The sequence below is a fragment of the Ruegeria sp. AM2 genome, from assembly GCF_056540685.1.
The window spans coordinates 603919-629049 of the sequence record NZ_JBQFXE010000001.1 but is presented as its reverse complement, the minus strand read 5'-3'; the positions used below and the strand labels follow the sequence as shown (position 1 = coordinate 629049).

28 protein-coding genes are annotated in these 25131 nt (G+C 56.3%); 11 read left to right on the top strand and 17 right to left on the bottom strand.

What is annotated here, in order from left to right; translation table 11 throughout:
- Positions 1–170 precede the first annotated feature (170 nt).
- A complete protein-coding gene (locus tag ACR0CR_RS03175; RefSeq protein ID WP_480596658.1) occupies positions 171–866 on the top strand; it encodes a DUF1223 domain-containing protein in 696 nt (231 codons plus the stop codon).
- Here ACR0CR_RS03175 and ACR0CR_RS03170 read toward each other — a convergent pair whose 3' ends face one another.
- The 4 genes from ACR0CR_RS03170 to purB form a co-directional block, all read right to left on the bottom strand.
- The gene (locus ACR0CR_RS03170) at positions 867–1790 is read right to left on the bottom strand and encodes a lysophospholipid acyltransferase family protein (protein ID WP_480596656.1); all 924 of its coding nucleotides are present in this window, start codon (positions 1788–1790) and stop codon (positions 867–869) included.
- Positions 1791–1888: 98 nt separating this feature from the next.
- Positions 1889–2983: a flagellar motor switch protein FliG gene (locus ACR0CR_RS03165; RefSeq protein ID WP_480596654.1), complete on the bottom strand. Its 1095-nt coding sequence runs from the start codon at positions 2981–2983 to the stop codon at positions 1889–1891.
- Positions 2984–3050: 67 nt separating this feature from the next.
- Positions 3051–3593, bottom strand: coding sequence for a tetratricopeptide repeat protein (locus ACR0CR_RS03160; RefSeq protein ID WP_480596653.1), 543 nt, complete (start codon positions 3591–3593; stop codon positions 3051–3053).
- Between the two features lie 396 nt (positions 3594–3989).
- Positions 3990–5294, bottom strand: a complete 1305-nt coding sequence (gene purB / locus ACR0CR_RS03155) for an adenylosuccinate lyase (RefSeq protein WP_480596652.1) — start codon at positions 5292–5294, stop codon at positions 3990–3992.
- 89 nt (positions 5295–5383) lie between these two features.
- Between purB and ACR0CR_RS03150 the strand changes: the two genes are divergently transcribed.
- From ACR0CR_RS03150 to ACR0CR_RS03130, 5 genes are all read left to right on the top strand, one after another.
- A complete protein-coding gene (locus ACR0CR_RS03150) occupies positions 5384–5716 on the top strand; it encodes a hypothetical protein (RefSeq protein WP_480596650.1) in 333 nt (110 codons plus the stop codon).
- Positions 5713–6135, top strand: a complete 423-nt coding sequence (locus ACR0CR_RS03145) for a DUF6314 family protein (RefSeq protein ID WP_480596648.1) — start codon at positions 5713–5715, stop codon at positions 6133–6135. Before ACR0CR_RS03150 ends, ACR0CR_RS03145 begins: the two co-directional genes overlap by 4 nt.
- A 76-nt stretch (positions 6136–6211) precedes the next feature.
- Complete coding sequence (locus ACR0CR_RS03140) at positions 6212–6799, top strand: biotin transporter BioY (protein WP_480596646.1); 588 nt, start codon at positions 6212–6214, stop codon at positions 6797–6799.
- A gap of 138 nt (positions 6800–6937) precedes the next feature.
- The gene (locus tag ACR0CR_RS03135) at positions 6938–7498 is read left to right on the top strand and encodes a hypothetical protein (protein WP_480596644.1); all 561 of its coding nucleotides are present in this window, start codon (positions 6938–6940) and stop codon (positions 7496–7498) included.
- Positions 7499–7509: 11 nt separating this feature from the next.
- Positions 7510–7842: a hypothetical protein gene (locus ACR0CR_RS03130; RefSeq protein WP_480596642.1), complete on the top strand. Its 333-nt coding sequence runs from the start codon at positions 7510–7512 to the stop codon at positions 7840–7842.
- A gap of 17 nt (positions 7843–7859) precedes the next feature.
- Here ACR0CR_RS03130 and ACR0CR_RS03125 read toward each other — a convergent pair whose 3' ends face one another.
- Both ACR0CR_RS03125 and dddP read right to left on the bottom strand, forming a co-directional pair.
- Positions 7860–9080 (bottom strand): bifunctional alpha/beta hydrolase/OsmC family protein, encoded by a 1221-nt coding sequence (locus tag ACR0CR_RS03125; RefSeq protein WP_480596639.1) that lies wholly within the window; start codon positions 9078–9080, stop codon positions 7860–7862.
- Between the two features lie 460 nt (positions 9081–9540).
- Positions 9541–10884, bottom strand: coding sequence for a dimethylsulfonioproprionate lyase DddP (dddP, locus tag ACR0CR_RS03120; protein WP_480596637.1), 1344 nt, complete (start codon positions 10882–10884; stop codon positions 9541–9543).
- Between the two features lie 121 nt (positions 10885–11005).
- On the opposite strand from dddP, the gene ACR0CR_RS03115 reads away from it, so the two are divergent.
- Positions 11006–11749, top strand: coding sequence for a heme-dependent oxidative N-demethylase family protein (locus ACR0CR_RS03115; protein ID WP_480596635.1), 744 nt, complete (start codon positions 11006–11008; stop codon positions 11747–11749).
- A 35-nt stretch (positions 11750–11784) separates the two neighbouring features.
- Here the strand turns inward: ACR0CR_RS03115 and ACR0CR_RS03110 are convergent, their stop codons facing one another.
- From ACR0CR_RS03110 to ACR0CR_RS03090, 5 genes are all read right to left on the bottom strand, one after another.
- Positions 11785–12693 (bottom strand): hypothetical protein, encoded by a 909-nt coding sequence (locus tag ACR0CR_RS03110; protein WP_480596633.1) that lies wholly within the window; start codon positions 12691–12693, stop codon positions 11785–11787.
- Positions 12694–12889: 196 nt separating this feature from the next.
- On the bottom strand, positions 12890–13678 hold the full coding sequence (locus ACR0CR_RS03105) for a lytic murein transglycosylase (protein ID WP_480596631.1): 789 nt from the start codon (positions 13676–13678) through the stop codon (positions 12890–12892).
- Positions 13679–13739: 61 nt separating this feature from the next.
- Complete coding sequence (locus ACR0CR_RS03100) at positions 13740–14369, bottom strand: MSMEG_1061 family FMN-dependent PPOX-type flavoprotein (protein ID WP_480596629.1); 630 nt, start codon at positions 14367–14369, stop codon at positions 13740–13742.
- A 105-nt stretch (positions 14370–14474) separates the two neighbouring features.
- Positions 14475–15881 carry a type I glutamate--ammonia ligase gene (glnA, locus tag ACR0CR_RS03095; RefSeq protein WP_170652360.1) on the bottom strand — a complete coding sequence of 469 codons (1407 nt, stop codon included), beginning with the start codon at positions 15879–15881 and terminating at the stop codon, positions 14475–14477.
- 30 nt (positions 15882–15911) lie between these two features.
- The gene (locus tag ACR0CR_RS03090) at positions 15912–16250 is read right to left on the bottom strand and encodes a P-II family nitrogen regulator (protein ID WP_170354532.1); all 339 of its coding nucleotides are present in this window, start codon (positions 16248–16250) and stop codon (positions 15912–15914) included.
- A 170-nt stretch (positions 16251–16420) separates the two neighbouring features.
- Between ACR0CR_RS03090 and ACR0CR_RS03085 the strand changes: the two genes are divergently transcribed.
- Positions 16421–18226 carry an NAD(P)H-hydrate epimerase gene (locus ACR0CR_RS03085; protein WP_480596627.1) on the top strand — a complete coding sequence of 602 codons (1806 nt, stop codon included), beginning with the start codon at positions 16421–16423 and terminating at the stop codon, positions 18224–18226.
- Positions 18227–18418: 192 nt separating this feature from the next.
- Entirely contained in the window at positions 18419–19750 is a 1332-nt protein-coding gene (gene tig / locus ACR0CR_RS03080; protein WP_480596625.1) for a trigger factor, read from the top strand.
- A gap of 82 nt (positions 19751–19832) precedes the next feature.
- On the opposite strand, the gene ACR0CR_RS03075 is transcribed toward tig, so the two are convergent.
- From ACR0CR_RS03075 to rpsF, 6 genes are all read right to left on the bottom strand, one after another.
- Entirely contained in the window at positions 19833–20687 is an 855-nt protein-coding gene (locus ACR0CR_RS03075; RefSeq protein WP_480596623.1) for an acyl-homoserine-lactone synthase, read from the bottom strand.
- 107 nt (positions 20688–20794) lie between these two features.
- Positions 20795–21496: an autoinducer binding domain-containing protein gene (locus ACR0CR_RS03070; protein WP_480596621.1), complete on the bottom strand. Its 702-nt coding sequence runs from the start codon at positions 21494–21496 to the stop codon at positions 20795–20797.
- A 238-nt stretch (positions 21497–21734) separates the two neighbouring features.
- Positions 21735–22214: a transglycosylase SLT domain-containing protein gene (locus tag ACR0CR_RS03065; RefSeq protein WP_480596619.1), complete on the bottom strand. Its 480-nt coding sequence runs from the start codon at positions 22212–22214 to the stop codon at positions 21735–21737.
- Positions 22215–22362: 148 nt separating this feature from the next.
- Positions 22363–22983 (bottom strand): 50S ribosomal protein L9, encoded by a 621-nt coding sequence (gene rplI, locus ACR0CR_RS03060; RefSeq protein WP_480596617.1) that lies wholly within the window; start codon positions 22981–22983, stop codon positions 22363–22365.
- Positions 22984–22995: 12 nt separating this feature from the next.
- Complete coding sequence (gene rpsR / locus ACR0CR_RS03055) at positions 22996–23223, bottom strand: 30S ribosomal protein S18 (RefSeq protein WP_005982441.1); 228 nt, start codon at positions 23221–23223, stop codon at positions 22996–22998.
- Between the two features lie 28 nt (positions 23224–23251).
- Entirely contained in the window at positions 23252–23605 is a 354-nt protein-coding gene (gene rpsF / locus ACR0CR_RS03050) for a 30S ribosomal protein S6 (RefSeq protein ID WP_170652383.1), read from the bottom strand.
- A gap of 270 nt (positions 23606–23875) precedes the next feature.
- Here rpsF and ACR0CR_RS03045 point away from each other — a divergent pair, with 270 nt between their 5' ends.
- Both ACR0CR_RS03045 and ACR0CR_RS03040 read left to right on the top strand, forming a co-directional pair.
- The gene (locus tag ACR0CR_RS03045) at positions 23876–24394 is read left to right on the top strand and encodes a hypothetical protein (protein WP_480596615.1); all 519 of its coding nucleotides are present in this window, start codon (positions 23876–23878) and stop codon (positions 24392–24394) included.
- Positions 24395–24520: 126 nt separating this feature from the next.
- Positions 24521–25093, top strand: a complete 573-nt coding sequence (locus ACR0CR_RS03040) for a YceI family protein (RefSeq protein WP_480596614.1) — start codon at positions 24521–24523, stop codon at positions 25091–25093.
- Positions 25094–25131 lie beyond the last annotated feature (38 nt).

Here is a 25131-nt window from a genome sequence, read left to right as displayed (position 1 = left end):
ATCACCCACGCGCGCGGTTCAAGGTCCAACAGGCCACCTGCGGCAATTTTTGTATACCATTGCACACATTTTTACGCCTGAAGGTGTCAAAGGCATCAAGAAACCTTGATTGGTGGGTGAAGCCAAGACCGATTAGATTGACTCTGTCACCCATCATGCCGGGAATTCCGATGATAAAATCCGCAGCCGTCGCGCTATTATCCATTCTTGTCACCTCGGCCGCGCACGCCGATTCTGACCCGGTGGTGGTTGAGCTGTTCACCTCGCAAGGGTGTTCTTCCTGTCCTCCGGCGGATCGCATCATGCACGACCTTGCAAAGCGGGGCGATGTTATCGGTCTCGCCTTACACGTGGACTACTGGGACTATATCGGGTGGAAGGACGAATATGCCGACCCCGCGCACACCACACGGCAGCGGGCTTATGCGCGCGAGGGCGGTCGGTCGATGATCTACACCCCTCAGATGGTTATCAACGGGCAACAGGATGTTGTCGGTGCAAAAACGAGCGAACTGGAAAGCTTGATCGCAGCACATTTGACCGCAGCGCCTGAAGCCAAAGTGAATGCCGTTCGGTCGGGTGACGAGGTCACAGTGAGCGTGACCCCGGTCGAGCTGCCAGACGACGACTATGACGTATTCATCGTCCAATATTCACCGCTTCGGCATGCGTCGATCCGGCGCGGAGAATTGGCGGGGCATGATCTGGACTACGCCAATGTTGTCGAAAACTGGCAGACTGCCGGTCAATGGGATGGGGTTGCTCCGCAGACGTTCACAGCGTCTGTGTCACTGGAACAACCTGCGGTCGTTCTGGTGCAAAGGGCAGGGCATGGTCCGATTGTTGCCGCGGCGCGCGTTGAGTGATCAGGGCATGTCTTCGGGCTGAACGCCCAGGCCTTTCCAAGCTTTCCAACGCCGGTGAATCCAGAACCATTGTCCCATGTTCTGACGCACCATCGCTTCCAGGTCATCATTGGTAAACTGCGTCATGGTCTTCGGGTCCGTATGTGGCACCGGATCATGAAGCACGATCTCAAAATCGATCCCGTTGGGTTGGCGTACGGCGTAACACGGAATCAGCAGCGCCTTGTATTTCATCGCCAGTTCGGCATTTAGAACAGATGTGACCGCCGGTTTGCCGAAAAAGGTCAATTCCTCGCCCCCATGGGCGTGCAAGTCCGAAACAATCGCGATGATCCCGCCCTTTTTGAGGGATCGAACCATTTCGACCATCCCACGGCGACCCTGTTCGAACATCGGCTTGCCGGTTCGGTGAAAGGCATCGACATACATCTCGTTGAAGTACGGGTTGGCCATGCGGCGAAACAGGCACCCGATTGGCTTTCCGCTGCGGGACTGCAAAGCGATGCGTGCGGCCAGGTAATGCCCGAAATGCGCGGTGATCATCATCACCGGACGACCTTCCGCAACTGCGGAATCAAACGCGGCAACTCCGGGACCCGACACTTTGGCACCGCTTTGGCGTTGGGTGAAATCCTCGGGCGAGAAATGTTCCATAATCGCCCGCCCGGCATTGTCGGGAACCGCAGCGCAGATCCGCTCGATGTCGTCCTGTGTAAGCTCAGGGCAGGTTAGTTTCAGGTTCCGTTGAACGCGCGCGCGAAATCCGACCAGCGGAGCAAGCCTCCGCACGATCGCGCCCATGGTCGCGATGCGGCGCTCGTAGGGCAATAGCCGCATACCGCCGATCACGGTTTTTAGGAACAGATTTGCAACGTAGTATTTTCCAAGCTCAAATCGGCTCAGTTCCGACTTCTCGACGGGCATGGGAAGGGCGCACCGGTGTTGTGAATTGCCGGATCAGACATACAGTTCCCGTCTTGCGATCACAAGGGCAACGAATTCCACCGCGCGCAATATCGGCTCTAGTCAGCGGTCTCGTCGCTTGCGATCAGTTGAATCGCCCCTTCATCCAGCAGAGCACGAATGGCGGCCACAACCTGAGCCATGGCTTCATCAGTATCGGTTTGTTTGACCTTGCCGCGTTCGGCCATCTCCTCGCGCAGATTTTCGGCCATGCGGGATGATATGTTTGAAAGTACATACTCTGCCGCCGCTTCATCTTGAGGCGTTGACGCTCCGGCCAAAGCAGTCACCAATTGAGATTGTTCTATACCGCGCAAAATTGCTGGGATATCTCGCGGCTGAACACGAGCGGGAATGTGAGAGAAGATGAAAATCGCCTCTCGCACCGTATTGGCAAACTCAGCGTCTTCTTCGTCCAGCGCTGTCAATAGACCATCCCGAGTGGCGGCAGCGGACTGGTTGAGAATCGCACCGACCCGAGCCGCTGGGCCATCCAGGAAAGCCGGTGTTGGGCGCCGGTCTAACTGAGCGGCCAGCGACCAACCGATGCGCTCGACAGCTTCGGGGGTCACGTTGCCGGTTTTTGAGATGGCATAAGTTATGCGGCGTGCTGTAGGGCCGGGCAAGTGACCCAGCAACTGTGCCGCTTTGGTCGTTTCAAGCTTGGAAAGCATGACGGCCGCAATCTCGGTGCTTTCGGCGGCCGCCATTTCGGCTAGTTCCTCTGGGGGGACTTCGCGCAGTCTTTGCCAGGGGTCACCGATCTGGCGCACCCCCGCAACTTTGCGCAGGCGTGCAGCAGTCGTTGGCGCAATCTTGCCGTCCACGGCGTCCAACGCCCCGGCCAGCCCGTGCGGAAAGGACAATCCGATACTGTCCAGCGCGTCTGCAAACTCCCGTGCAACGGCGGCCAGGGTTACGCGATCAACCAAACCCATATGTCCCAGCTGATGGGTCAATTGTTCCTGCATGGGGTCAGGTAACTCTTCCAACGGGATCTCCGCGCCCTCGTTCAACAGCAAACGTACCACGATGGCCGCCTTTTCCTTGCGGCTGAGCGCTTTGGGAACGATCTGAGTGTCTTCTTCCCCTGATTCAATCCCCGGGGCTGTCGCCCCGGGATTCAGTTGTACCAATGAATTTGCGTTCTGCATCTGCCTGCGGTGCCAAGATATGTGTCACGTGCAGGATAGAGAGAGTCGGGTAAATATTCCCTGAAGCCTAGTAGCTGTAAGTCAGCCCGGTCTGGATGGCTTCACGCAGCGACGCCTCGGCCCAAGTGCCTTCGCCACCGCGCGCCTTGATCTCTCGCCACTGCTCGATCGCTAGGTCCGTCTTGCCCTCGGCGACGAAACCCTGGCCCATGTAGCTGCGCGCCAAAATGTTGTCCGGATTGGCAGAAATAGCGTCCTCGTAGAAGGCATTCGCCAGCTCCAACTCACCCATCTTGCGGTAGGTAAAGCCCCAGTAGGTCAACACGCGATCATCGTTTTGATCCATGATGCGCAAGATTTCCTGAGCGTTCTGGAATTGGCCGTCATAGGCCAGTTCGCGCACTGCGTCATAAAGCTGATCTTCGGTGAAATTGGTTTTATCCGGTTTGACGCACCGCCCCCGCTCTTCGTCAAACACGCGGCCAAAGAAGCATTTCTTGGACGTGTTCGTCGGCTTTGGCGGGCTGCTGTCCCCTCCGCCTGCGGCATAAACGACCGGTGCGAATGCAAAGGCCTGAAGGGCAATGGCTGAAACTAAAATGAGACGCATATTCCTACTCCGTTCTCAGGGCTGCTCTGATCAAGCATAGCGTGATCTACAAAAAAGCTAACAACCGCTGGCTCGCATTTATTCACAAGTAGGAAAGATTTTCTCAACTATTGACGATTTTTGCGCAGCTGTGGCTGTCAGCGTCCCAATATGTTCCGGGTGCGCAGGACTGAGTTTGCTCGGTGTGGCCAGTGCAGGCCATTGCGATTGAAGCAGAGCTTGCGAGTGCCATTGCGCAAATTAATGTGCGGATCATCGTCGTTCTCCCATTCAGGCGTGTTTGTACACAATAGCTGAATTTGGCCGAACTGACAAAGGAACTGGACCCGGGCCAAGATTTTTCGTCGAAAAATCTCTGCTTGGCCCAGGCGTATGTGTTGTCGCGAATTTGGCGGTCTATTCTCCGAACACGCGTTCGAAAATCGTATCCACGTGTTTCGTGTGGTATCCGAGGTCGAATTTCTCTTCGATTTCTTCGGTGCTGAGCGCAGAGGTCACATCTGCGTCAGCCAAAAGCTCGGTTTTGAAGTCTTTGCCTTCTTCCCAGACTTTCATCGCATTGCGCTGAACCAGACGGTAAGCATCCTCGCGGCTTACGCCAGCTTGGGTCAGGGCCAGCAGAACCCGTTGGCTCATGACAAGGCCCCGGAATTTGTTCATGTTGGCCAACATGTTTTCGGGGTAGACGACCAGCTTGTCGATCACACTGGTCAAACGGGCCAGCGCGAAATCCAGCGTGATGGTGGCGTCGGGGCCGATATTGCGCTCAACCGAGCTGTGGCTGATGTCCCGCTCGTGCCACAGGGCCACGTTCTCCATCGCTGGCACGACGGCCATGCGGACCAGACGCGCCAGACCGGTCAGGTTCTCGGTCAACACCGGGTTGCGTTTATGGGGCATCGCGGACGAGCCCTTTTGACCCTTCGAGAAGAACTCTTCAGCCTCCAGAACTTCGGTGCGCTGCATGTGGCGGATTTCGATGGCGACGTTTTCGATGCTGCTAGCGATGACGCCGAGGGTCGCGAAAAAGGCCGCGTGACGGTCGCGGGGAATGACTTGCGTGCTGATCGGTTCGGGGACAAGACCCAGCTTGTCGCACACGTGTTCCTCGACCTGCGGGTCGATATTCGCGAAGGTGCCGACCGCCCCGCTGATCGCGCCTGTCGCTATTTCCGCGCGTGCATCGCGCATGCGGGACAGGTTGCGATCCATTTCGGCGTAAAAACGCGCGAAAGTCAGGCCCATGGTGGTGGGTTCGGCATGGATGCCATGGCTGCGACCGATGCGGACGGTTTCCTTGTGCTCGTAGGCGCGGCGCTTGAGGGCCGCCAGCAAACCTTCGAGGTCGGCGATCAGAATGTCTGCCGCACGGGTGAGTTGCACGTTAAAACAAGTGTCCAATACATCGGACGAGGTCATGCCCTGATGCACAAACCGCGCTTCGTCGCTTCCGACATGTTCTGCCAGGTGGGTCAGGAAGGCGATGACATCGTGTTTGGTGACGGCTTCGATCTCATCAATGCGGGCGACGTCGAATTCCACGTCCTTGGCTTTCCACACGGCCTCGGCGTTTTCGCGCGGGATCACACCCAGATCGGCCATGGCATCGCAGGCATGCGCCTCAATCTCGTACCAGACGCGAAACTTGGTCTCGGGTGACCAGATGGCAACCATGTCGGGGCGGGAATAACGTGGAATCATTGGCAACGGCACCTTATTGTGATTTGGCAGAGAGCGTTGCGGCGGGGTTTAACCCCAGCCTGTCAAGGGAACAAGGCGCGAGTGCTGGTATGAGACGGTTTGCCCTGATTTTAGCCTTCTGGCCCGGTCTTGTTGCGGCCGAGGACTTTCGTAAATTGTCCGGGGACGAGATTCTGGCGGCGTTGGCGGGCAAAAAGCTCGGATATGGCGAAGGGATCTGGCAAACCTTTGATGAAGCGGGGTTGACGCAGTATTTCTCGGGCGGCCCTAGTGCTGGGCGGTGGGCCGTGCGCGAGGATCGCTATTGCTCGCTCTGGCCACCATCGGACCTGTGGGCTTGTTACGACGTGCAGAAAAGTGGCGATGCTATTCGATTTGTCGATGACAACGGCGGTACGACAGACGGGACTTACGCGGAATGACCCTGCCGCGCGGGCTGTCTGATTTCGAAGGCCGTTGGGTCCTGACGCGCACAATCCACGATGCACGGGCCGGACAGATTCTGAGCGCCGAAGGTACAGCGCTGTTAAGCCGCAGCAGTGATGGGCTGACCTACGACGAAGACATCATTCTACGAATTCCAGGCCAACCACAGATGAAGGGAACACGCCGGTATCTGTGGCGCAATAGCAGTGATCATGTTGCGATCTATTTTGACGATGGCCGTTACTTTCACACACTGAAGCTGGGTCTTTCACAGTCTTCAGATCATCACGATTGCGCCCCTGACAGCTATGACGCGGTCTATGATTTTTCGGGCTGGCCACGCTGGAAAGTGCGCTGGACGGTGTCCGGGCCCAGAAAATCTTACGAAATGGACACCGAATATATGCTGCGATAGCGTAATCATCTTGCAGTAGGTGTCACGAAAAGGCATTGCTGTCGCAGAATCTTGGTCCGAATTGGGAGAAACAAAGATGAATGCAAACGTTCTGGCCAACGCGATTGGCCCGCAGGAGGGCACAGCTCTGCGCGTAAAGCAGGTGGTTTTGGTCGCGCTGGGCATCGTAGCGCTGGCAGTTGCTGCGAAAATCAAAGTTCCGATGTGGCCGGTTCCGATCACCATGGGCACATTTGCGGTGCTGACCATCGGCACAGCCTATGGCGCGCGTTTGGGTCTGGTGACTATCCTCGGCTATATGCTCGTGGGCGCGCTGGGCTTTGATGTGTTTGCCAGCTCTTCCGCTGAGAAATTTGGTCTGACCTACATGATGGGCGGCACGGGCGGCTATCTGGTCGGCTACGTTCTGGCCACGCTGGCGCTGGGCATGTTGGCTGCACGCGGTTGGGACCGTTCGATTGGCAAGATGGCTTTGGCGCTGGTTCTGGCAAACGTCCTGATTTACGTGCCTGGCCTGCTTTGGCTGGGTCAACTCTATGGCTGGGACAAGCCGATCCTGGAATGGGGTCTGACACCCTTCCTGCTGGGTGATGCGATCAAGCTGGCTCTGGCCGCTCTGCTGATCCCTGGTCTGTGGAAGCTGGTCGGCGACGCGCGCGCCTGATCGCTACGCATCCTTAGTTCGGAAACCCGCGCCGAAGCAGATCGGCGCGGGTTTTTTCGTTCGACCGCAAAGTCTTGCTGGACAAGGTGCCCGTGCAAGAGGCAGATTTGGGGCGACGAAGTAATCAGGTATTTTTATATGCGTATTTCAATCAAGCCCTTGTTGGCCGCATGCGCCCTGGCATGGGTCGGCCTCGGTGGTGTGGCGGATGCCGATACTCCAGTGACCTACACGGAAGGCAAAACTGCGATCTTCAGCTTTGAGGTTCCGGATTTCTGGGCGTTGCGCACCGGCGGACCACGCGAACTTGAAGATACTCAATTGGGCGACGCACGAGCCGTTTCGCGTGTTATGGGACTGCGTCCGGTGACCGATGACAACGTCTGGATGGGCTTCGTTTCGCCAAGCTCAGTTGCGACGATAGAAGGTGGGCTGCGCTATCTTGAGGATATTGATCGATTTCTGGTCAAAGATCCCGTGATTTCAACGCGCAGCGACACGCGTATCGGCGGATTGCCAGCACACATCATTCGAGGCACCGGCAAGAGAGAAGGGCGCGGTATCACTTTCACCGCCACAGTCATCGATCTTCCGAAAGATCGTGTGGTTATTGGAGTGACCATTCTGCGCGATGGGGCCGATCCGGCTTATGTTGACGATCTGAACGCAGTCTTTGCGTCCTTCAGATCGTTGCAGTGAGGGGCGTTCAGATGACCAGAAAACTTGTGAAACGCTCTGTTCTTGCTTTTGGACTTGGGATTGGGGCCATGACGCTCTCGGCCTGCGATGGCGTGACTGTCGGTGTCGGGTATGGCTATGACCCGTTCTACGACTCGATGCTGTGGAACGACTACTATCACGACGTAAATGTCGACGTGGACGTAGATGTTGATCGCCCGGATCGCCCGAAACCACCGGTCAACAAGCCGCCCGTGCGCCCAAGGCCACCGGTAGCGAAACCACCGGCGCGCCCACGACCGCCGGTGGCACGCCCACCAGCCGCGAGACCGCCGATCCATCGACCAGCGCCGCGCCGTCGCTAGAATTCAGCAGCGTCCACTCAGGCAGCAGGCAACAATTCGGTCGTGATATGCGCCGCTCCTTCTAGGGTGCGGTGCACTGGGCACTTATCCGCTATTTCCAGCAATTTGGCTCGCTGTTCGGCCGTCAAGGGGCCATCCAGCCGAATTTTGCGGCGGAATTGATCGACCTTGCCTTCACTGGCAAGTCCGGCGTCCTGCGCATGAACCTTGTCATGGCAGACATCGACCGAAATGCCGGTCAAAGGCCACTGCTTGCGACGCGCGTACATGCGGATCGTCATCGATGTACATGCCCCAAGGCCCGAGGACACAAAGCCATAAGGTGACATCCCGCGATCCGTACCGCCGTATGAGGCAGGCTCGTCCGCGACCGCGTGGTGCTTGGGCCCGGACTGGATGTCTTGCAAGAACCCGGATGCGTCGGCCTCGGTCACGCGCACGACGCCTTCGGGTGCGCCCGGCGGTGGGGCAGGCGGGCACAGTTTCACATAACGCGTCACCCAGGCTGCGATGACGTCGGCCGCATAATCCGCGTCTGCCGCCCGGGTGATCAGATGATCGGCATCATCTAGCGTTACAAAGCTCTTCGGGTGTTTCGCGGCCAGAAAGATCGTGCTGGCGTTATCGACGCTGACGGTTTCATCCCGCGGCGCGTGCAGGATCAGCAACGCTGCCTTCAGCTCTGAAATTGCAGGTTTAAGCGCGACTTCGGAAATGTCATCAACGAAGGACTTGCCGATGCGGAACGGGCGACCGCCCAGCGAAACTTCGGCCTCGCCCCGTTCGCGTATCTCGGGCAAGGCGGCCTCGAAATGATGCGCGACGTGGCCGGGGTCGGCGGGCGCGCCCAAAGTCACCACCGCTTTGACCGATGGAATCCCCGCCCGTGCGCGCAACACGGCTGCGCCGCCCAGCGAGTGTCCAATCAGAAGGGAAGGGGCCATATTGCGCCCGGCCAGATATTGCGCCGCCGCAATCAGATCTTCGACATTCGACGTAAAGGTTGTGTTGGCAAATTCACCTTCGGAATGCCCAAGGCCTGTGAAATCAAAGCGCAATACGGCAATGCCCATCGCCGCCAATCGGGCGGATATGCGTCGTGCTGCCGGGATATCCTTGGAGCAGGTGAAGCAATGCGCGAACAGCGCCGTTGACAGCACCGGCCCATCCGGCAGATCGAGGCGCGCGGCCAACTGGCTGCCGTCATGACCGGCAAACTTGATGCGTTCAGTGGGCATGGGGATTCCTTAGACTGGAGGTTTCGACAATAGTGTGCGCTGCCGTCTGCACGCTCAACCCTTGTGACACGAGCGTCACGGGAAGGTGAGAACCTGAAATTGACAGAGGGTGCGAAAGAGGGTGCAATGGGTGCACCTTTAGCCGGGGGGGTAACAATCACGAAACGTGATGGATGCTCTAAAAAATATTCGTTTTACTAATTTATGGTGCCATCCCACCTTGGACCTATTCCGCAGAAACAGATCGTAGGTCAACATGACACATGCACCTTGCGTAGAACACGCTCCAACCCTTCGCCCCGCCGTCCTTGTTGCCGCGTTATTGACCGGCATGACTGGCTTTTTGCTAGGGCATTTCTGGTCGGATATTAGGATTTCGATAGGCTCACCCCCGATCACGGTGACCGAGGATTGGCACGGAAACGTCAAGCGCTCCAACTGGCCGGACTAAGAAATAAACTCAGTCCAACCCCATAAGTTGCCGGTCGAAGGGGTAGGTCGACAGGTTTTCGAACCCGTCTTCGGTGATAAGCACCTGATCTTCCAGCTTGATTGAAAAGTCGCCGCCGACCTCTCCGACGGCGGCTTCGACACATAGTACCATTCCGGGCTCAAGCGGATAATCATATGCCCCTTCGACCGCTTTGTCCGGGTAAGCGACCAAAGGCCATTCATCACACAGTCCAACGCCGTGCATCAGGCAGCCGTATTTCTGAGCCTGATACTTGTCGTCCAGAACATGCGTGTTGGCCGTAAGTTCCGGGATCATGACGCCAGGTTTCAACATCTGCATGTTGGTCATGATGTGCTCATGCGCGTGCTGCATTGCGTAGATCATGTCCGGGCGCGGCTTTTGGTCTCCAACCCACCAAGTTCGCGAGATATCGATGCAAATTCCATAGGATCCGACTAGGTCAGTATCGAAGGCTATGATCTCGTTCTTCTGCGTGATCCGAGGGCCGCATTCCTGAAACCAAGGATTTGTCCGCTGCCCCGAGGACAGCAGGCGGGTTTCAATCCATTCGCCACCGCGTCTGATGTTTTCGGCGTGAAGAACGGCCCAGATGTCATCCTCGGACGTCTTTCCATCGCCGACGTTTGCGCGCGCAAACTGCTCCATCGTCGCGATTGAGGCTTCACAGGCGTTGCTGGCACAACGCATGGCCAGAATCTCATCCGGGCCTTTGATCGCGCGGGCTTTCTCGGTCAGTTCCTCGCCTTCCATGATCTCGAACCCCTGCGCCTCAAGCGCGCGCAGACCATGGAGCATGATTTTGTCGACACCCAGCCTGCGGTTGCCGCCGCCGTGTTCTTCGACCAGCAGCCGGACTTCGTTGGAAAACACGTCTGCTGCAACATCTACCTTATCGCCGCGGTCGAAATAAAAGAGATCCGCGCCCGAGCGCTGTTCCCGCACAAGCGGATTGAATTTCGATAGGAACGGCGAGTTCTTGTAGTCCCAGATCACCATGTACCCATCTGCGCAGACCAGAACGGCCCTGAACGGATTGTGGGTATTCCACAGCTGCATATTGGTGCTGTCAGTGGCATATCGAATGTTCAACGGGTCAAACAGCAAGACGCCGCCCCAATCCCGATCTACGACAGCCTGAGACAGCCGTGACCAACGATAGTGGCGCATCTGCTCGAGGTCGGGCAATGTTAGCCCTGCGGCTTCCCATTCCTGAAACGCCAATTGAGTTGGTCCGATCTCGATCCGATCGTTGTTGTTGGGCGTCCCGTCCCCAAGCGTCGGTCCGCGAGACGGATCAATCTTGCGGGTTTCACGATACGGTTTATTCACGGCCATCCTCCCTGCCTGCGCTCAGCCTGCAAAGCATTGGACGCCGCGTCTTAGAGAAATGCGACGACCCATCGGTCGCTTTTTGACCGACAGTCAAGGATTGAGATGCTATTTCAGGCACATGAAACCCATCCTGCAAAAAGAAATCCCCTACGATCCGCTGGCACCCAACCCGTTGCCGGGCGTTCGACCGGTCGTCGCAGACGCGTGGTTGCTGCAGGATGATGCCTATGCAGAGCAGATGCACCGACGCGCCGAAGTTCTGCAACATCATAGGTCAGATGTTCTGGCTATGGATTCAAGCGCATTTTCTGCCGCGCAAGAACTGTTAAAATTGGTGCTGGGGCAATTCTATCCGAATACGACGGAAAGGGTGCAGCGTCAGGACGGTGTGAACGTCACAATAGACTGGGAAAGCCCCCTGGAGACGCTGTGTCATCTGGTGCAGGAAGACCTGTGTATTCTGCAAAAGCGTGGCGATGAGCATATTCTGACAGGGGCCATACTTTGCTTTCCGGCCAGTTGGACATTGTCCGAGAAATTCATGCACCCGCTAACCGTTATCCACTCGCCGATCGCGCCTTACGATGAGAACATTGCGCGCCGCGTGCAACGTTTGTTTGACGGAATTCAGCCGGGTCGACCATTGTGGCGCTTCAATGCACTTTGGTATTCAGACGCCGAGCTCTATCAGCCGCGTAGCTTGGATCGGCCGCGCGAGATTCGCGATCGCGGAATGGCCAGTTTTCTACGTAGCGAACGCCAGACGTTGTTACGTCTGCCGGAAACGCGCGCGGTGGTCTTTGCTATCCACACATATGTGATGTCGATTGACCAGTTCCCAGAAATGGAAAACCCCGCCTGATGGCGGGGCCTCCACGGAGGGCTGAGAGAAATCGTTTACATGCCTAAGGCGCTGGCGACATCGGCAAGTGCATTGCTTGTGTTCAGACAGAAAATCGCAGCGGTATAAGACAGAACTTGGGTGTTCAGGCGAAAATCTTCGCCTCGGATCAGGTTGACGGCGGCCAGTGAAATGGCAACGGGTGCCGAGACGCTGGCGACGCAGCCCGTCATGCCCCAGCTTGTCAATCTAAGGATATCACTGGGCCGGTCCTCGTCCTTGTTCTCGGCCTTTGCGCCCTTAGTCACAAATGGCGGCTCAGGGTCAGTCCGAAACGCGATGCTTAGCAATTGTTCGTCAGTGAGCTGAATCGGCCGTGGTTTCGGTGCGTCGCTGGTCAGGTGCTGAACTTGATCGTCAGACGTCTCCAACCCTGCAAACGGACCACTGACGGATTCAAAAATCTGTTTAAAATCTCGGGATTTGCGCGGCGCGATTGAATCAAACGCACCCATGAACTGTTCAAGCGTCAAAATGGTATTCGGCGACAGCCACTCCACCCATTGGGTCGAACAGATGTCGACCATTCGGTACAGGATGACCACCAGCATGAGTTCCGACATCTCACTGTCATCCAGCAGGGTCGAGACGGGGGAGACGGTAATTGTCATCCGGTTCCGAGGCCGCGTGACGGGGGGTCTTGTCTTGGTCTTCAGTCCGGCGGCACGGTCAACCTGTTCGAACCGGTCGCGGTCGGATTGCCTGTCGTTGGATTCCATGGTCAGGCGTATCAGGTATTGGCTGGTTACAATGCTCGCTTCGCATTTGGTCAGCAGAGTCTCGCGCTCAACCAGATGGCCATAGTCCTCAAGCGTCGTTTTCACGACCTTGGAAAACCGTTCAAGTTCGCCGCTTGAGTCGCCGTTGAACTGAAGACCACCGTGATACAACCGTTTTGAGGGCACAGCGCATTCCTTTGCCGTCTGATTACACCGTTTAATCTAACCGCCGATGTGGGGTAAATTTTGACGAAAATGCAAAAAAATGAGATTTCTCGCTGATTGATTACGCTTTGGAAACCAACAAACAAAGGGGGTGCGGGGTTTTCTGTGGCAAGAATGTGGCAAAAGATGGGTAGGCCGTATCGGTGAGCCAGGTGGCTTAGTTGTCGATTCGTTGCGCCATAATCGCTATGGATTGCTGATAGACTGAGGCCGCATTCCACTGTTGGATCACGGCATAGTTTGGCTGACCTGGCTGGTAGCCGCGACCGGGTTTCCAGCCCTTTTGCCTTAGGAAATTCGCGGTCGAGGCCAGCGCGTCCGTCATGTTGTAGAAGTCCACTTGCCGATCTCCTGTCGCGTCCACGCCGTACTTCAATGCGTTGCCTGGCAGAAACTGTGTATGTCCCAGCTCGCCATGTTTTGCCCCCTTTGTTGCCACCGTGATGCTACCCTGATCGACCAATTTTAGCGCGCCAATGGCGTGTGGGACAAAGAACTCGGACCGGCGACAATCGTAGGCCAATGTTGTGATTGCGGAAACAACCTGACTGTCACCCATGAAGTTTCCAAACCCGGTTTCCATGCCGTGAATAGCGATCAAAACGCCGGAAGGGACACCATATTGCCGTTCAAGCGCGGCGTAGAACGCTGGGTTTCGGGCCTTGCGCTTGCGTCCTTGCGCTACAATGGTATCCGCGCCGCGCACCTTCATGAATTTGTCCAACGAGTACTTAAAGCTTTTCTGGTTGCGATCCGCAGCAATTGTGCCGGTGGCATAACGGGCCTGAGAAAGCGCCTGCAGACCTTTCCTTTTTACACCGGCACGTCTGGCCTGTTTTGCGAATTCCTGCTTCCAAACCTCAAAGCCGCTTGCATCGTCGCCGCATGTGGCTGCGGCACCAATCACGGGAAAGGAAAGTGCTAAAAATAGTGCGAGACGAAGCATTGCGAAAAACCGAACTCCTGTCATTTAGGCTAAGGCGGCCTTCAGATAGCTGCAAAGACAATCAATAGAGGTCCAACTCGCCAGTATCTTTCAAGCTTTCAAACCATTCCTCGGGCGTTTTGTCGATCTTGGCATGTTTGACCATCATCGCGTTCATGTTCGGCAGACTGGACGAATCCGGCCAGTTTTCGGGCTGCCAAAGGTGCGAACGGATCACGCATTTCGGGCAGTGGGCAAAGGCGGTTTGAACATCAATCAGCAGTGCCAGATTGGGCGGTCGGTCACTGACTTTCATCGTATCAAGCAGCCTTTTATCGGCGCAGATCCGCGCGGTTCCGCGGATACGCAGGGTTTCCATCTTGCCAGGAACGAAGAAGATGACACTGACGCGTGGATTACCGATTACATTGTGAAAGGTGTCCACTCGTTTGTTGCCAGGCCTGTCGGGTATTGCAATCTGCGAGTCCGAGCACACCCGAACAAAGCCTGCTGGATCTCCTCTTGGAGAAATGTCCAGGTGCCCTTCCTTGTTGGCCGATGCGATCAGACAGAAGGACGAGGTCGCAATGAAATCCCGGCACATCTGGTCCAAGGCTGGAATTTCTTTGGCCACAATCTGCGGCAGCGGGGTGCCTGTAATACGCTCCAACTCTTCTGTCGTGGTCACGAATTCCGAGAAATTTGTATCCATGCGATCCCTCCAGTCAGGATGGCTCCAGTTTGGAAGATTGCACCACATGAAACAAGGGCGCCCAGTCGGACGCCCTTGCGAGAATTTTCGACGAAAATTCTTGGATCAGCAGCTGTAGTACATGCCGTACTCGACAGGGTGCGGCGTGTGCTCGTAGGTTTCGACTTCTTCCATCTTCAGCGCGATGTAACCGTCGATCTGGTCTTTGGTGAACACGTCGCCCTGCAGCAGGAAGTCATGATCGGATGCCAGAGCCTCAAGCGCTTCACGCAACGAACCGCAAACGGTCGGGATGTCGGCCAGTTCTTCGGCAGGCAGATCGTACAGGTTCTTGTCCATGGCTTCGCCCGGATCGATCTTGTTCTTGATGCCGTCCAGACCAGCCATCAACAGAGCGGCAAACGCCAGATAGGGGTTCGCGGCTGGGTCAGGGAAGCGAGCCTCAACGCGCTTGGCTTTCGGGCTTTCGGTCCACGGAATACGGACACAACCCGAACGGTTGCGGGCCGAGTAGGCGCGCAGAACGGGCGCTTCAAAGCCCGGGATCAGACGCTTATAGCTGTTGGTCGACGGGTTGGTGAAGGCGTTCAGGGTCTTGGCGTGCTTCAGAACACCGCCGATGAAGTACAGCGCTTCGTCCGACAGATCGGCGTATTTATCGCCAGCAAACAGAGGCTTGCCGTCTTTCCAGATCGACATGTTTACGTGCATGCCAGTGCCGTTGTCACCGGCGATCGGCTTGGGCATGAAGGTTGCCGATTTGCCGTAGGCATGTGCAACGTTATGAATGACGTATTTGTACTTCTGCAGCTCGTCGGCCTGTTTGGTCAGGCTGTCGAAGATAAGGCCCAGCTCGTGCTGACAGGACGCAACCTCGTGGTGGTGCTTGTCCACTTTCATGCCCAGACGCTTCATGGTCGACAGCATTTCCGACCGCAGGTCCTGCGCTTCGTCAACGGGGTTCACTGGGAAGTAACCGCCCTTGACGCCGGGACGGTGGCCCATGTTGCCCATCTCGTATTCGGTGTCGGTGTTCCACGACGCGTCGGTTGCATCAACTTCGTAGGATACCTTGTTGATGCTGTTCGAGAAACGAACGTCGTCGAACAGGAAGAACTCGGCCTCGGGGCCAAAGAAAGCCGCGTCGCCGATACCCGAAGACTTCAGGTAGGCTTCCGCCTTTTGCGCCGTGCCACGCGGGTCACGCTCGTAGGCTTCGCCGGTGTCGGGTTCGACAACCGAGCAGTGCAGACAGATGGTTTTTTCCGCGTAGAAGGGATCGACATAGGCGCTGTCAGTGTCGGGCATCAGTTTCATGTCCGATGCTTCGATTGACTTCCAACCTGCGATGGACGAGCCGTCAAACATGAAGCCTTCGTCAAGGAAGTCTTCGTCCACTTGGTCCGACATGATGGTGACGTGCTGAAGCTTGCCGCGCGGGTCGGTAAAGCGGATATCGACGTAATCAGCGCCTTCATCCTGGATCAGCTTAAGAACTGCGTCTTTGCTCATACTCATTAGTCCTTTGATTGCAGTGTTCGATTACAGCGCTTCCGAGCCGGTTTCCCCGGTCCGGATGCGAATGGCTTGTTCAACGGGCGAGACAAAGATCTTGCCGTCGCCGATCTTGTCCGTTTTCGCGGCCGAGACGATGGCGTCGATGGCGGCGTCAACTTGGTCGTCGTCCAGCACGACCTCGACCTTTACCTTCGGCAAAAAGTCGACGACGTACTCTGCACCGCGATACAGTTCGGTGTGGCCTTTCTGACGACCAAACCCCTTGACTTCGATGACGCTGAGGCCCTGGACACCAACGTCCTGCAAGGCTTCTTTCACTTCATCGAGTTTGAACGGTTTGATGATCGCTTCGATCTTCTTCATCCCGGGCTCCCATTACCTCTTGTCAGGATGGCAGTGACCACGTCTAAGTTCGGTCGGCAATCGGATTGCGGATTTGGTCCAACGTGGGCGCTGGGAAAACGGGTAGGGGATTAAATTTTGATCTACTTGCACAAAAAACCATCAAAATTGAATCGTTCGAGGATTTTGAGATGACGGAATTGCTGACAGCAGCGCAGATGCGGGCCATTGAGCAGGCAGCGATTGAGTCAGGTGATGTGACCGGGTTGGAACTGATGGAGCGGGCCGGGCAGGGCGTTGTCGAGGCGATCTTTGAGCATTGGCCTGAGTTGGCGAAAACTTCAGGTCGGGCGGTTGTATTGTGTGGCCCTGGAAACAACGGAGGCGACGGTTTCGTCGTGGCGCGATTGTTGCACGATTGGGGTTGGGAGGTGCAGGTTTTTCTGGGTGGCGATGCACAGAAACTGCCGCCGGATGCCCGCAAGAACCACGATCTCTGGTTGGAACGTGGCGGCGTGGAACCGCTGTCTGAAAGCGCGGTTCGCCAAAAGCACCCTGTTTATGGAAACGCATATGCGGATATCTACATCGATGCTTTGTTTGGAACAGGACTGACGCGGCCCGTAACGGGCGAAGCACTAAACGTGCTAAGCCATATGAGCGGTCGGAATGGGGATGACTACGTCCCACGCACAGTCGCTATAGATGCGCCGTCAGGGCTTTGTTTGGACAGTGGTCGCGTCTTGGGGGTGGACGCATCAGATCAAACATTTCGCGGGAAATGCGCCGCCGCAGCTTTGACCGTCGCCTTTGACAGCCCAAAGATCGGGCACTTCGTCGGGGTGGGGCCAGCATTGTGCGGACACCTCGTCGTTAAGGATATTGGGCTGGCGGACTGGCGCGCAACCGAGCCTTTGAAGGACGAGAAGTCGGAACCCTCGAGACGAGGCGGTATTGGTCGCTTGGTCAGACCTGCAAAGGTAACTCTGATCGGTGATCGACCGATTGTGGAAGACCCTAGGCCGTTTTTGTCCAAACCACACATGGCACTTTTGAACAAAGAAAGCGGCGGGTCTCATAAATTCAAGCATGGGCACGCTTTGGTGTTATCCGGGCGCTCCGGAAAAACCGGTGCTGCAAGGCTTGCGGCACGTGGTGCAATACGCATTGGCGCAGGGCTTGTGACGTTGGGCGCGCCGAAAGATGCGTTTCAGGAAACCGCGAGCCAGATCACGGCGATAATGCTCGATCAGATCGAACGCTCCGACGACTTGAGGCGCGTTTTGGACGACACGAGGATCAACGCGTTGTGTCTTGGGCCGGGGCTTGGGTTGGATCGCGCAAAGCACTTGGTTCCTGAGGCGCTGTCAGCAAATCGACCAACTGTTTTGGACGCGGACGCCTTGTCGTGTTTTCAGGACGACTCCCATGCGTTGTTCGAGATGCTGCACGAGCACTGTGTTTTGACGCCTCATCAAGGAGAGTTCGCGCGCCTGTTCCCAGACATCGCAGAACGTTTGGCAGCTCCAAAGCGACCAGACCGTATGCAGTACGTCGACTATAATGCATTAAATGTCGAAGAGACGGGGGACGAAATGAACAAGTGGCGCGAGGAACTCGCGGCACAAAGGGGTCCGGCATTTTCCAAGGTCGACGCCGCGAGGGAGGCGGCGGAGCGTGCGGGTTGTGTCGTCGTGTTCAAAGGTCCGGACACGATAGTGGCAGCTCCGAGCGGTCAATGCGCAGTAAGCTCTGCGTGCTATGAACGGACAGCGCCATGGTTGGCGACTGCCGGGTCCGGGGATGTGCTGGCAGGCTTTGTCAGCGGCCTGCTGGCGCGCGGTTTCAACCCAATGCAGGCGGCACAGAGCGCGGTTTGGCTGCACGTGGAATGCGCACTAAGCTTTGGTCCCGGTCTCATCGCCGAGGATTTGCCCGAGCAACTGCCAGCCGTCTTCAGGCATATGGATGATGACCGAAAACCAGGTTCAGATTGACGCCGAGGGCCAATGTCGCGCCAAGCACTGCGCCGGTCACGGGACTTCACTAACAATTTGGGCCAAAAGGTGGGCAAAACCCGGTTGATCCGGCCTTTGCCCCTTGCGCGCGGATGGCAGGGCAAATAGAAGGCGTCAAATTTGCCCGGCGCGCCCTGTTTGCGCGCCCCGAATCCTATGGGGACTACCAAAATGCAGGTTACCGAGACGCTGAACGAAGGTCTGAAACGCGGCTACAACATCGTTGTGACCGCAGCCGAGTTGGACGACAAGGTCAACGAAAAGCTGACCGAAGCGCAACCCGAAGTCGAGATGAAGGGCTTTCGCAAAGGCAAGGTGCCGATGGCGCTGCTGAAAAAACAGTTTGGTCAGCGTCTGTTGGGTGAAGCGATGCAGGAAAGCATCGATGGTGCGATGAACCAGCACTTTGAAGAAAGCGGCGATCGGCCGGCGTTGCAGCCCGAGGTCAAGATGACCAACGAGGACTGGAAAGAAGGCGACGACGTCCATGTCGAGATGTCCTACGAGGCGCTGCCTGCGATCCCCGAAGTGGAGCTGAAATCGGTTGAGCTGGACAAGCTGGTCGTCAAACCGGATGACGCGGCGATCGAAGAAGCGCTGAACAACCTGGCCGAAACGGCTCAGGACTTCAAAGCGCGTCGCAAAGGGTCCAAAGCCAAAGACGGCGATCAGGTTGTGATCGACTTTGTTGGCAAGGTTGACGGCGAAGAATTCGAAGGTGGTTCGGCTGAAGATTACCCGCTGGTTCTGGGCTCCAACAGCTTTATCCCGGGCTTTGAAGAACAACTGGTCGGCGTGAAGGCCGAGGAAGAAAAAGACGTTAACGTCACCTTCCCAGAGGAATACGGTGCCGAGCATCTGGCCGGCAAGGACGCTGTGTTCTCGTGTACCGTCAAAGAGGTGAAGGAACCTGTCGCTGCTGAAGTCAATGATGAGTTGGCCAAGAAATTCGGGGCCGAGGATTTGGCAGCGCTTAGAACCCAGATTTCAGAACGTCTGGAGGCGGAGTATGCTGGCGCTTCACGCGCGGTAATGAAGCGTGCTCTGCTGGACGCGCTGGACGAGAAAGTGTCGTTTGACCTGCCGCCTTCTCTGGTTGACGCCGAAGCCAAGCAGATTGCGCATCAGCTATGGCACGAGGAAAACCCGGATGTGGAAGGTCACGACCACGATCCGATCGAACCCACCGATGAGCACAACAAACTGGCCGAGCGCCGCGTGCGGCTGGGCCTGTTGCTGGCCGAGCTGGGCCAGAAGGCTGAAGTTGAAGTCACCGATGCCGAAATGACCCAGGCGATCATGAACCAGGCACGTCAGTACCCCGGTCAAGAGCGCCAGTTCTTTGAATTCGTGCAGCAAAACGCTCAGATGCAACAGCAACTGCGCGCGCCAATCTTTGAAGACAAGGTCGTCGACTACATCGTCGAGCTGGCAAAAGTCGAAGACAAGGAAGTCAGCAAAGACGACCTGCAGAAAGCCGTAGAGGCGCTGGAAGAGGAATAAACCTCTTTCAAAAAAACCAAAGCGGAGCCGCCTGAAAATAGACGGCTCCGCATGGGTGGCTTAAACTTATGAGGTGAGGGGGTCAGGCCTCATGAGCAAAAGCACGGGGGGTTCGTAGCAGAGCGGTCTTCTGCTCTGGCGTAAATCGGTCCGACAGTGTTTCGATGAGTCTCAGCACGTCATCGACTTCGGCTTGTGTCGTTGCAGCTTGCATCTGTTCGACAAAGTACTTCTCAAGTTCGGACAATGGCTTGCGGTTGCTGTTCACCGCAATCGGCTTGACCAGTTTTTTGCTGTTGAACAGGGCAAGCGCGCTGTCTTCGTCAAGGAACACATCCTCGTGGATTTCTGCAAACTCACGAAGGCTGGCGATTCGCTCTTCGGTGCAGTCCACGAGCGCCGCAAGCGCCGAGACCTTGCCCATCGGTACAGTTTTCCCGACATAGTCATAAGGCGCGCAGTTCGAACGTTTGAGCACCCGGTCCATTATGGGATCAATGACCGTTACGATGTCCTTGATACCTGCGCGGATTGCATACTCCAGCGAGCCGATCATCAGCTCACAAGTGGCGAAGGACAGAGAGTTCTTGCCCATTCCGCGTTTCAGGCGCTGGGTGTCGACACAGAAACGAGTTGATTCCCAGAGAGTTGCGCTTCGAATAGGCGGCTCGCCATCTAGAATGGCCGAGAAGACATCCGCAAGCATATGCGGCCCGGTTGTCTGCAGTGCGCGAACGGCGGCGACGACATTCCCCTCATCGTCAAGGCCGATTACGTATGTTGGATCCAGATTGTCAAACTCGTCGATTTCCTTGCCATCTTCGATCTTGACATCCCAGCCCAGCCGGTCACCAAAGACGCGAGCGCGCAGCTCGAACATTTCGTCGAGCACGTCGCTGAACATATCTCTGTTCAGCCCATCAACTACAATAATCATTTCATCCCCCTTCGAGTGGTTGTTCGGTAACGTTGACGCTACCGGTTCGGGGTAGAAATTCTATTGGGGGTTTCCCGTATTTTGATCGAATTGTGGAGTTTGTGTGACTAACCGGTTCCAATCAGGCCGACGGCGATTGCCCGCCCTACGGCCTGTGGCGTGGTCAGCGCGCACAGCTTTTCCCGGCTTGACCGCAGGTGAACCTCGACCGTTCGGTGCGAGATTGAGAGGATATCGCCGATGTCCTGCTGTGACTTTCCCGCCGCGACCCATTGCAGAATCTCGGCTTCTCGGGTCGACAAGTTGGGGTGATACAGCGCCCCGGTGATTTCGTCCGATGTGATCGCATTGTCGTGCATATGGACGGCGACCCCCTGAAGGTCGCTGATCACATGGGCGTAGAGCTTTTGCCATTCCTCTTTGGAACAATCTCGCGTAACGCTGAGAAAGCCGATGTCGCCGTAAGGCCCGCGAACGGGAATGGTAACCCCTTGATTGGGAAGGCCGAAATCATGCGCGTCCCGGAAAACGCGTTGGAAGTTCTGATCGCGGTGCAGGCGGCTCCAATCGACCGGTGCAATACTGCGTTTGGCCACATGCAGCGTCGGATCGATCATGACGAGGTTTTGCTTCTGGTAGTGCTCTTTCCAGTCGTTATCATAGGTAACATGCCCCGCCACCTTGCCTTCGGACGGGTTCATTCCGGCATAGGCAGCATGGTCCATGTCAAATTTGTCGCATACTTGCTTGAGAAACTCGGTAAACCGGGCTTCCGAATCTGGCAGGGTGCTCAGATCAATAATCTCCATGTGCGCCTACGAACTTCTACATGTATCGATGCCCGACTATGCCATCGGGCCAGCAACTTGCCCAGAGTTGAGCTCACTCGTCTTAAGGGCTTTTAGCACACCACAGTTCTCAGAATATGACAAGAGTAAGGATATTTTGTCTGCACTTTCTGTGCTTGCACACCAAGAAGAACAGTATTTTTGTCACTATTTTACCAATTCCGAGATGAAAAATCCGGCGTTTCAGCGACTTTGAGCACTAAGGTGAAGGTTGCAGACCTGTCTCAACCAGCATGCCGCGCGCTTTTGCTTCGGGATAATAGCCTTTGGCATAGAGAAAAATAGCGCGTTGTTGATCTCCGTCCGACAAAAGCCACGCGCCGCGCAGGTATTTTCCGGCAAACTCAAGGTTTGTATCGGCGTCCAGCAAACCTTGTGCGTTTCCCGTGTATCCCATGGACCGAGCCGTGGCAGGCAATATCTGCAGCAGGCCATAATAGGGCCGGTTCACTGCCCAGGGACGGTGCGTACTTTCGCGGATAGCCAGCTTGTGTACCAATTCGCGCGGCAGCTGGTAGTGGTCCGCCCAATTGTTGATCGAAGCTCGCAACTCAGGCGTTTCGTTGGGATAGAGAGGCGGGTCGAAGGCCGCCTGAGCTGGTGTGTCGGGGCCGCCACAAGCGGCAAGAGGGGCGAATAGCAGAAAGGCCAGGACGCTGCGGCGCAGTATTGGGGACATGAAAAACTCCGAAGTGCGTGAGTGATGATATTGTTCGGTACGTCGAGCGCAACCTTAGTCACCAATTCCGGCCAAACTTTGCTGGTGCAGGCACAACGAAAAAAGGCCACGCAATTGGCGTGGCCTTTCGATTTTCAACCTGGCTGACTTAAGCTTTTGCTTCGTCGTCTTCAGCCGGGGCGTCTTCGGCGACAAGTTCTTCGTCTTCGGACGCAGCCGAGCCGATGTCGTCAAACAGTTCGGCGATCTCGAATTCCGCGGCGGCTTCTTCTTCAGCAGCCAGTTCCTGGATCGACTTGCCAGATGCCTGCAGCTCGGCTTCTTCTTGCGAACGGGCGACGTTCATCTGGATTTCAACTTCGACCTCAGGGTGCAGCTTAACTGCCAGCGAGTGCAGACCCAGTTCCTTGATCGGTGCGATCAGGGCGATCTGTTTCTTGTCGACGGTGAAACCAGCCTCGGTTGCGGCGTCTGCAGCGTCACGCGGGGTGACCGAACCGTACAGAGCACCGGCATCCGATGCCGATCGAATCACGATGAACTGCTGACCGTCCAGCTTTTCAGCCAGCGCTTCAGCTTCTTTCTTGGTTTCCAGGTTATGTGCCTCAAGCTGCGCTTTCCGGGCTTCGAACGAGGCGATGTTCGATTCAGACGCGCTCAGCGCTTTGCCCTGGGGCAGCAGGAAGTTGCGGGCGTAGCCGGGCTTGACGTCAACGACGTCGCCCATCTGACCCAGTTTCGCAACGCGTTCCAGCAGGATAACTTGCATGTCAGTCTCTCCTTACTTCACGGCGTAGGGCAGCAGGGCGAGGAAGCGGGCGCGCTTGATAGCACGGGCCAGTTCACGCTGCTTTTTCGCCGAAACGGCGGTGATGCGCGAGGGAACGATTTTGCCACGCTCAGAGATGTAGCGCTGCAGCAGACGGGTGTCTTTATAGTCGATCTTCGGCGCGTTATCGCCCGAGAACGGGCAGACCTTGCGGCGGCGGAAAAATGGTTTTGCGGCCATGGTTTGGTGTCCTTTCGTCAGGCGTTGATCAGCGGCGCTCGCGGCGGCCTTCGCGCTCATCGCGCTTCTGCATCTGGACCGAGGGGCCCTCGGCATGCTCGTCGACCTTGATGGTCAGAACGCGCATGACGTCTTCATGCAGGCGCATCAGGCGCTCCATTTCCTGAACCGCGCCAGCAGGCGAGTCGGTCTTCAGGAAGGCATAGTGGCCTTTGCGGTTCTTGTTGATCTTGTAAGCCATCGTCTTGACGCCCCAGTACTCGCTGTCGACGACATTGCCGCCGTTGTCAGCCAGAACGGTGCCGAAATGTTCGACAAGGCTTTCTGCCTGCGCGTTGGACAGATCCTGACGCGCGATCATTACATGCTCATACAGTGGCATGTGCACTCCTGTTTATATCAAGGCGCATTTCATAGGCGGGGTCATATTTCCTTCGCGACCCTGCCACGAGAGGCTGCGCGATTCATGTGTCTTGCGAAGGATGGCCCCATATACACGTTTATGGCGGCGGGGCAAGCCCTGCCACAGATGCCCCGGTGAAGCCGCTCTATTTCCATTGGCCTGCCCAAATCCTGACGCTTTTCCCCACGAGGTTGTTTACCAAGCCGGGAACACCCGGACGCTTGGAACACAAAAGACAGGACAAGTCAGATGGCGGTTACCAACACAAACAATTTTGAAACTCCGGCACAGCGTGCTGTTTTTGACAAATCCGTACCGGTGTTGATTTCGTTTGCACCAAACTGGAAGGCACGCGTTGCGCTGCTAAGGGTTATTGGCGCGTTCTTTGTCGTATCTGCCTTTTCAATGTGGATCATGCCGGGTTCCGTAATGGGCGCGGAAGTATGGCCGATCAAACTTGTTGCGTCGCTGATGTTCCTGATCGTTGGCGTAGGCCTGCTGACAATTCAGATCACGGATACACGTCCTGACGCGTATTTCGACCCAATTCGTCGCGAGGTGCGCATCTTGCAAAAGAATGACATTGGTCGTCCACAGACGGTTCTGCGCCGCAGCTATGACTCTTTGGGTGGTGCCCGTTTTGCCGAGGACCAGGTCGAGTTGTTCGACGTTGACGGAAGCTTGCTGATGAAGCTGCCATTGGAATCGGCGGAAATTGGCCGGGCGCTTAAAGGGCAACTTAGCCAAAACGTAACAATCTTCGCCTGAATTCTATTCTGTTCATTTAATAACAGAACTTGTGAATTATTATCTCTTGTGTGCCGCCAATAGGCGGCACATTTTTGTTTGTGAGCAACCGACACGGTTTGCCCAACCAACATTGCGGAGATTGACATGAAACCCACTCTATTAGCTGCTGCTTTGGCCCTTACGGCTACGACGGCATTTGCCAGCGCCGAAAAATACGTTCTGGACCCCAGCCACAGCCAAGTCATTTTCAACTACAATCACTTGGGGTTCTCGACAACTTACGGGATGTTCTCGGGCTTTGAAGGCGAGATCATGTTCGATCAGGAAAACCCGGCTGCTTCGAGCGTAACGGTATCCATGCCTGTCGTAGAGATGTTTACCGGCTGGAAGCCCCGCGAAGATCACTTTATGACCGACGACTTTTTCGGTGCATCCGAAGGTGACCTTGTGACATTCACGTCGACAGGCATCGAAGTGACCGGCGACAACACGGCGAACATAACGGGCGATCTGACGATGAACGGCGTCACCAAGTCTGTCGTTCTCGACGCCAAATTGAATCAGGTCGGAGAGCACCCCATGGCGGGCAAACCCTGGGCAGGTTTTGACGCAACGACAACCGTCGTGCGCAGCGATTTTGATCTGGGCCAGTTCGCACCGTTCGTCAGCGATGAGGTTGAGGTATTCATTTCGGTGGAAGCTCAGAAATCCGAATAAGTCAGCTCAACTTCTGAAGAAATAGCCGCCAGTGGGAG

Bases quoted from the DNA above. Each gene is read 5' to 3' on its own strand.
- ACR0CR_RS03090 (WP_170354532.1), bottom strand. From the start codon at position 16,250: ATGAAGAAGATCGAAGCGATCATCAAACCGTTCAAACTCGATGAAGTG.
- ACR0CR_RS03145 (WP_480596648.1), top strand. From the start codon at position 5,713: ATGACCCTGCCGCGCGGGCTGTCTGATTTCGAAGGCCGTTGGGTCCTG.
- rpsR (WP_005982441.1), bottom strand. From the start codon at position 23,223: ATGGCCGCAAAACCATTTTTCCGCCGCCGCAAGGTCTGCCCGTTCTCG.
- rplI (WP_480596617.1), bottom strand. From the start codon at position 22,983: ATGCAAGTTATCCTGCTGGAACGCGTTGCGAAACTGGGTCAGATGGGC.
- ACR0CR_RS03175 (WP_480596658.1), top strand. From the start codon at position 171: ATGATAAAATCCGCAGCCGTCGCGCTATTATCCATTCTTGTCACCTCG.
- tig (WP_480596625.1), top strand. From the start codon at position 18,419: ATGCAGGTTACCGAGACGCTGAACGAAGGTCTGAAACGCGGCTACAAC.
- ACR0CR_RS03125 (WP_480596639.1), bottom strand. From the start codon at position 9,080: ATGCCCACTGAACGCATCAAGTTTGCCGGTCATGACGGCAGCCAGTTG.
- ACR0CR_RS03100 (WP_480596629.1), bottom strand. From the start codon at position 14,369: ATGGATACAAATTTCTCGGAATTCGTGACCACGACAGAAGAGTTGGAG.
- ACR0CR_RS03130 (WP_480596642.1), top strand. From the start codon at position 7,510: ATGACCAGAAAACTTGTGAAACGCTCTGTTCTTGCTTTTGGACTTGGG.
- ACR0CR_RS03085 (WP_480596627.1), top strand. From the start codon at position 16,421: ATGACGGAATTGCTGACAGCAGCGCAGATGCGGGCCATTGAGCAGGCA.
- ACR0CR_RS03105 (WP_480596631.1), bottom strand. From the start codon at position 13,678: ATGCTTCGTCTCGCACTATTTTTAGCACTTTCCTTTCCCGTGATTGGT.
- ACR0CR_RS03135 (WP_480596644.1), top strand. From the start codon at position 6,938: ATGCGTATTTCAATCAAGCCCTTGTTGGCCGCATGCGCCCTGGCATGG.
- ACR0CR_RS03075 (WP_480596623.1), bottom strand. From the start codon at position 20,687: ATGATTATTGTAGTTGATGGGCTGAACAGAGATATGTTCAGCGACGTG.
- ACR0CR_RS03115 (WP_480596635.1), top strand. From the start codon at position 11,006: ATGAAACCCATCCTGCAAAAAGAAATCCCCTACGATCCGCTGGCACCC.
- ACR0CR_RS03165 (WP_480596654.1), bottom strand. From the start codon at position 2,983: ATGCAGAACGCAAATTCATTGGTACAACTGAATCCCGGGGCGACAGCC.
- ACR0CR_RS03065 (WP_480596619.1), bottom strand. From the start codon at position 22,214: ATGTCCCCAATACTGCGCCGCAGCGTCCTGGCCTTTCTGCTATTCGCC.
- ACR0CR_RS03045 (WP_480596615.1), top strand. From the start codon at position 23,876: ATGGCGGTTACCAACACAAACAATTTTGAAACTCCGGCACAGCGTGCT.
- ACR0CR_RS03140 (WP_480596646.1), top strand. From the start codon at position 6,212: ATGAATGCAAACGTTCTGGCCAACGCGATTGGCCCGCAGGAGGGCACA.
- ACR0CR_RS03070 (WP_480596621.1), bottom strand. From the start codon at position 21,496: ATGGAGATTATTGATCTGAGCACCCTGCCAGATTCGGAAGCCCGGTTT.
- ACR0CR_RS03040 (WP_480596614.1), top strand. From the start codon at position 24,521: ATGAAACCCACTCTATTAGCTGCTGCTTTGGCCCTTACGGCTACGACG.
- ACR0CR_RS03160 (WP_480596653.1), bottom strand. From the start codon at position 3,593: ATGCGTCTCATTTTAGTTTCAGCCATTGCCCTTCAGGCCTTTGCATTC.
- ACR0CR_RS03170 (WP_480596656.1), bottom strand. From the start codon at position 1,790: ATGCCCGTCGAGAAGTCGGAACTGAGCCGATTTGAGCTTGGAAAATAC.
- ACR0CR_RS03150 (WP_480596650.1), top strand. From the start codon at position 5,384: ATGAGACGGTTTGCCCTGATTTTAGCCTTCTGGCCCGGTCTTGTTGCG.
- glnA (WP_170652360.1), bottom strand. From the start codon at position 15,881: ATGAGCAAAGACGCAGTTCTTAAGCTGATCCAGGATGAAGGCGCTGAT.
- purB (WP_480596652.1), bottom strand. From the start codon at position 5,294: ATGATTCCACGTTATTCCCGCCCCGACATGGTTGCCATCTGGTCACCC.
- rpsF (WP_170652383.1), bottom strand. From the start codon at position 23,605: ATGCCACTGTATGAGCATGTAATGATCGCGCGTCAGGATCTGTCCAAC.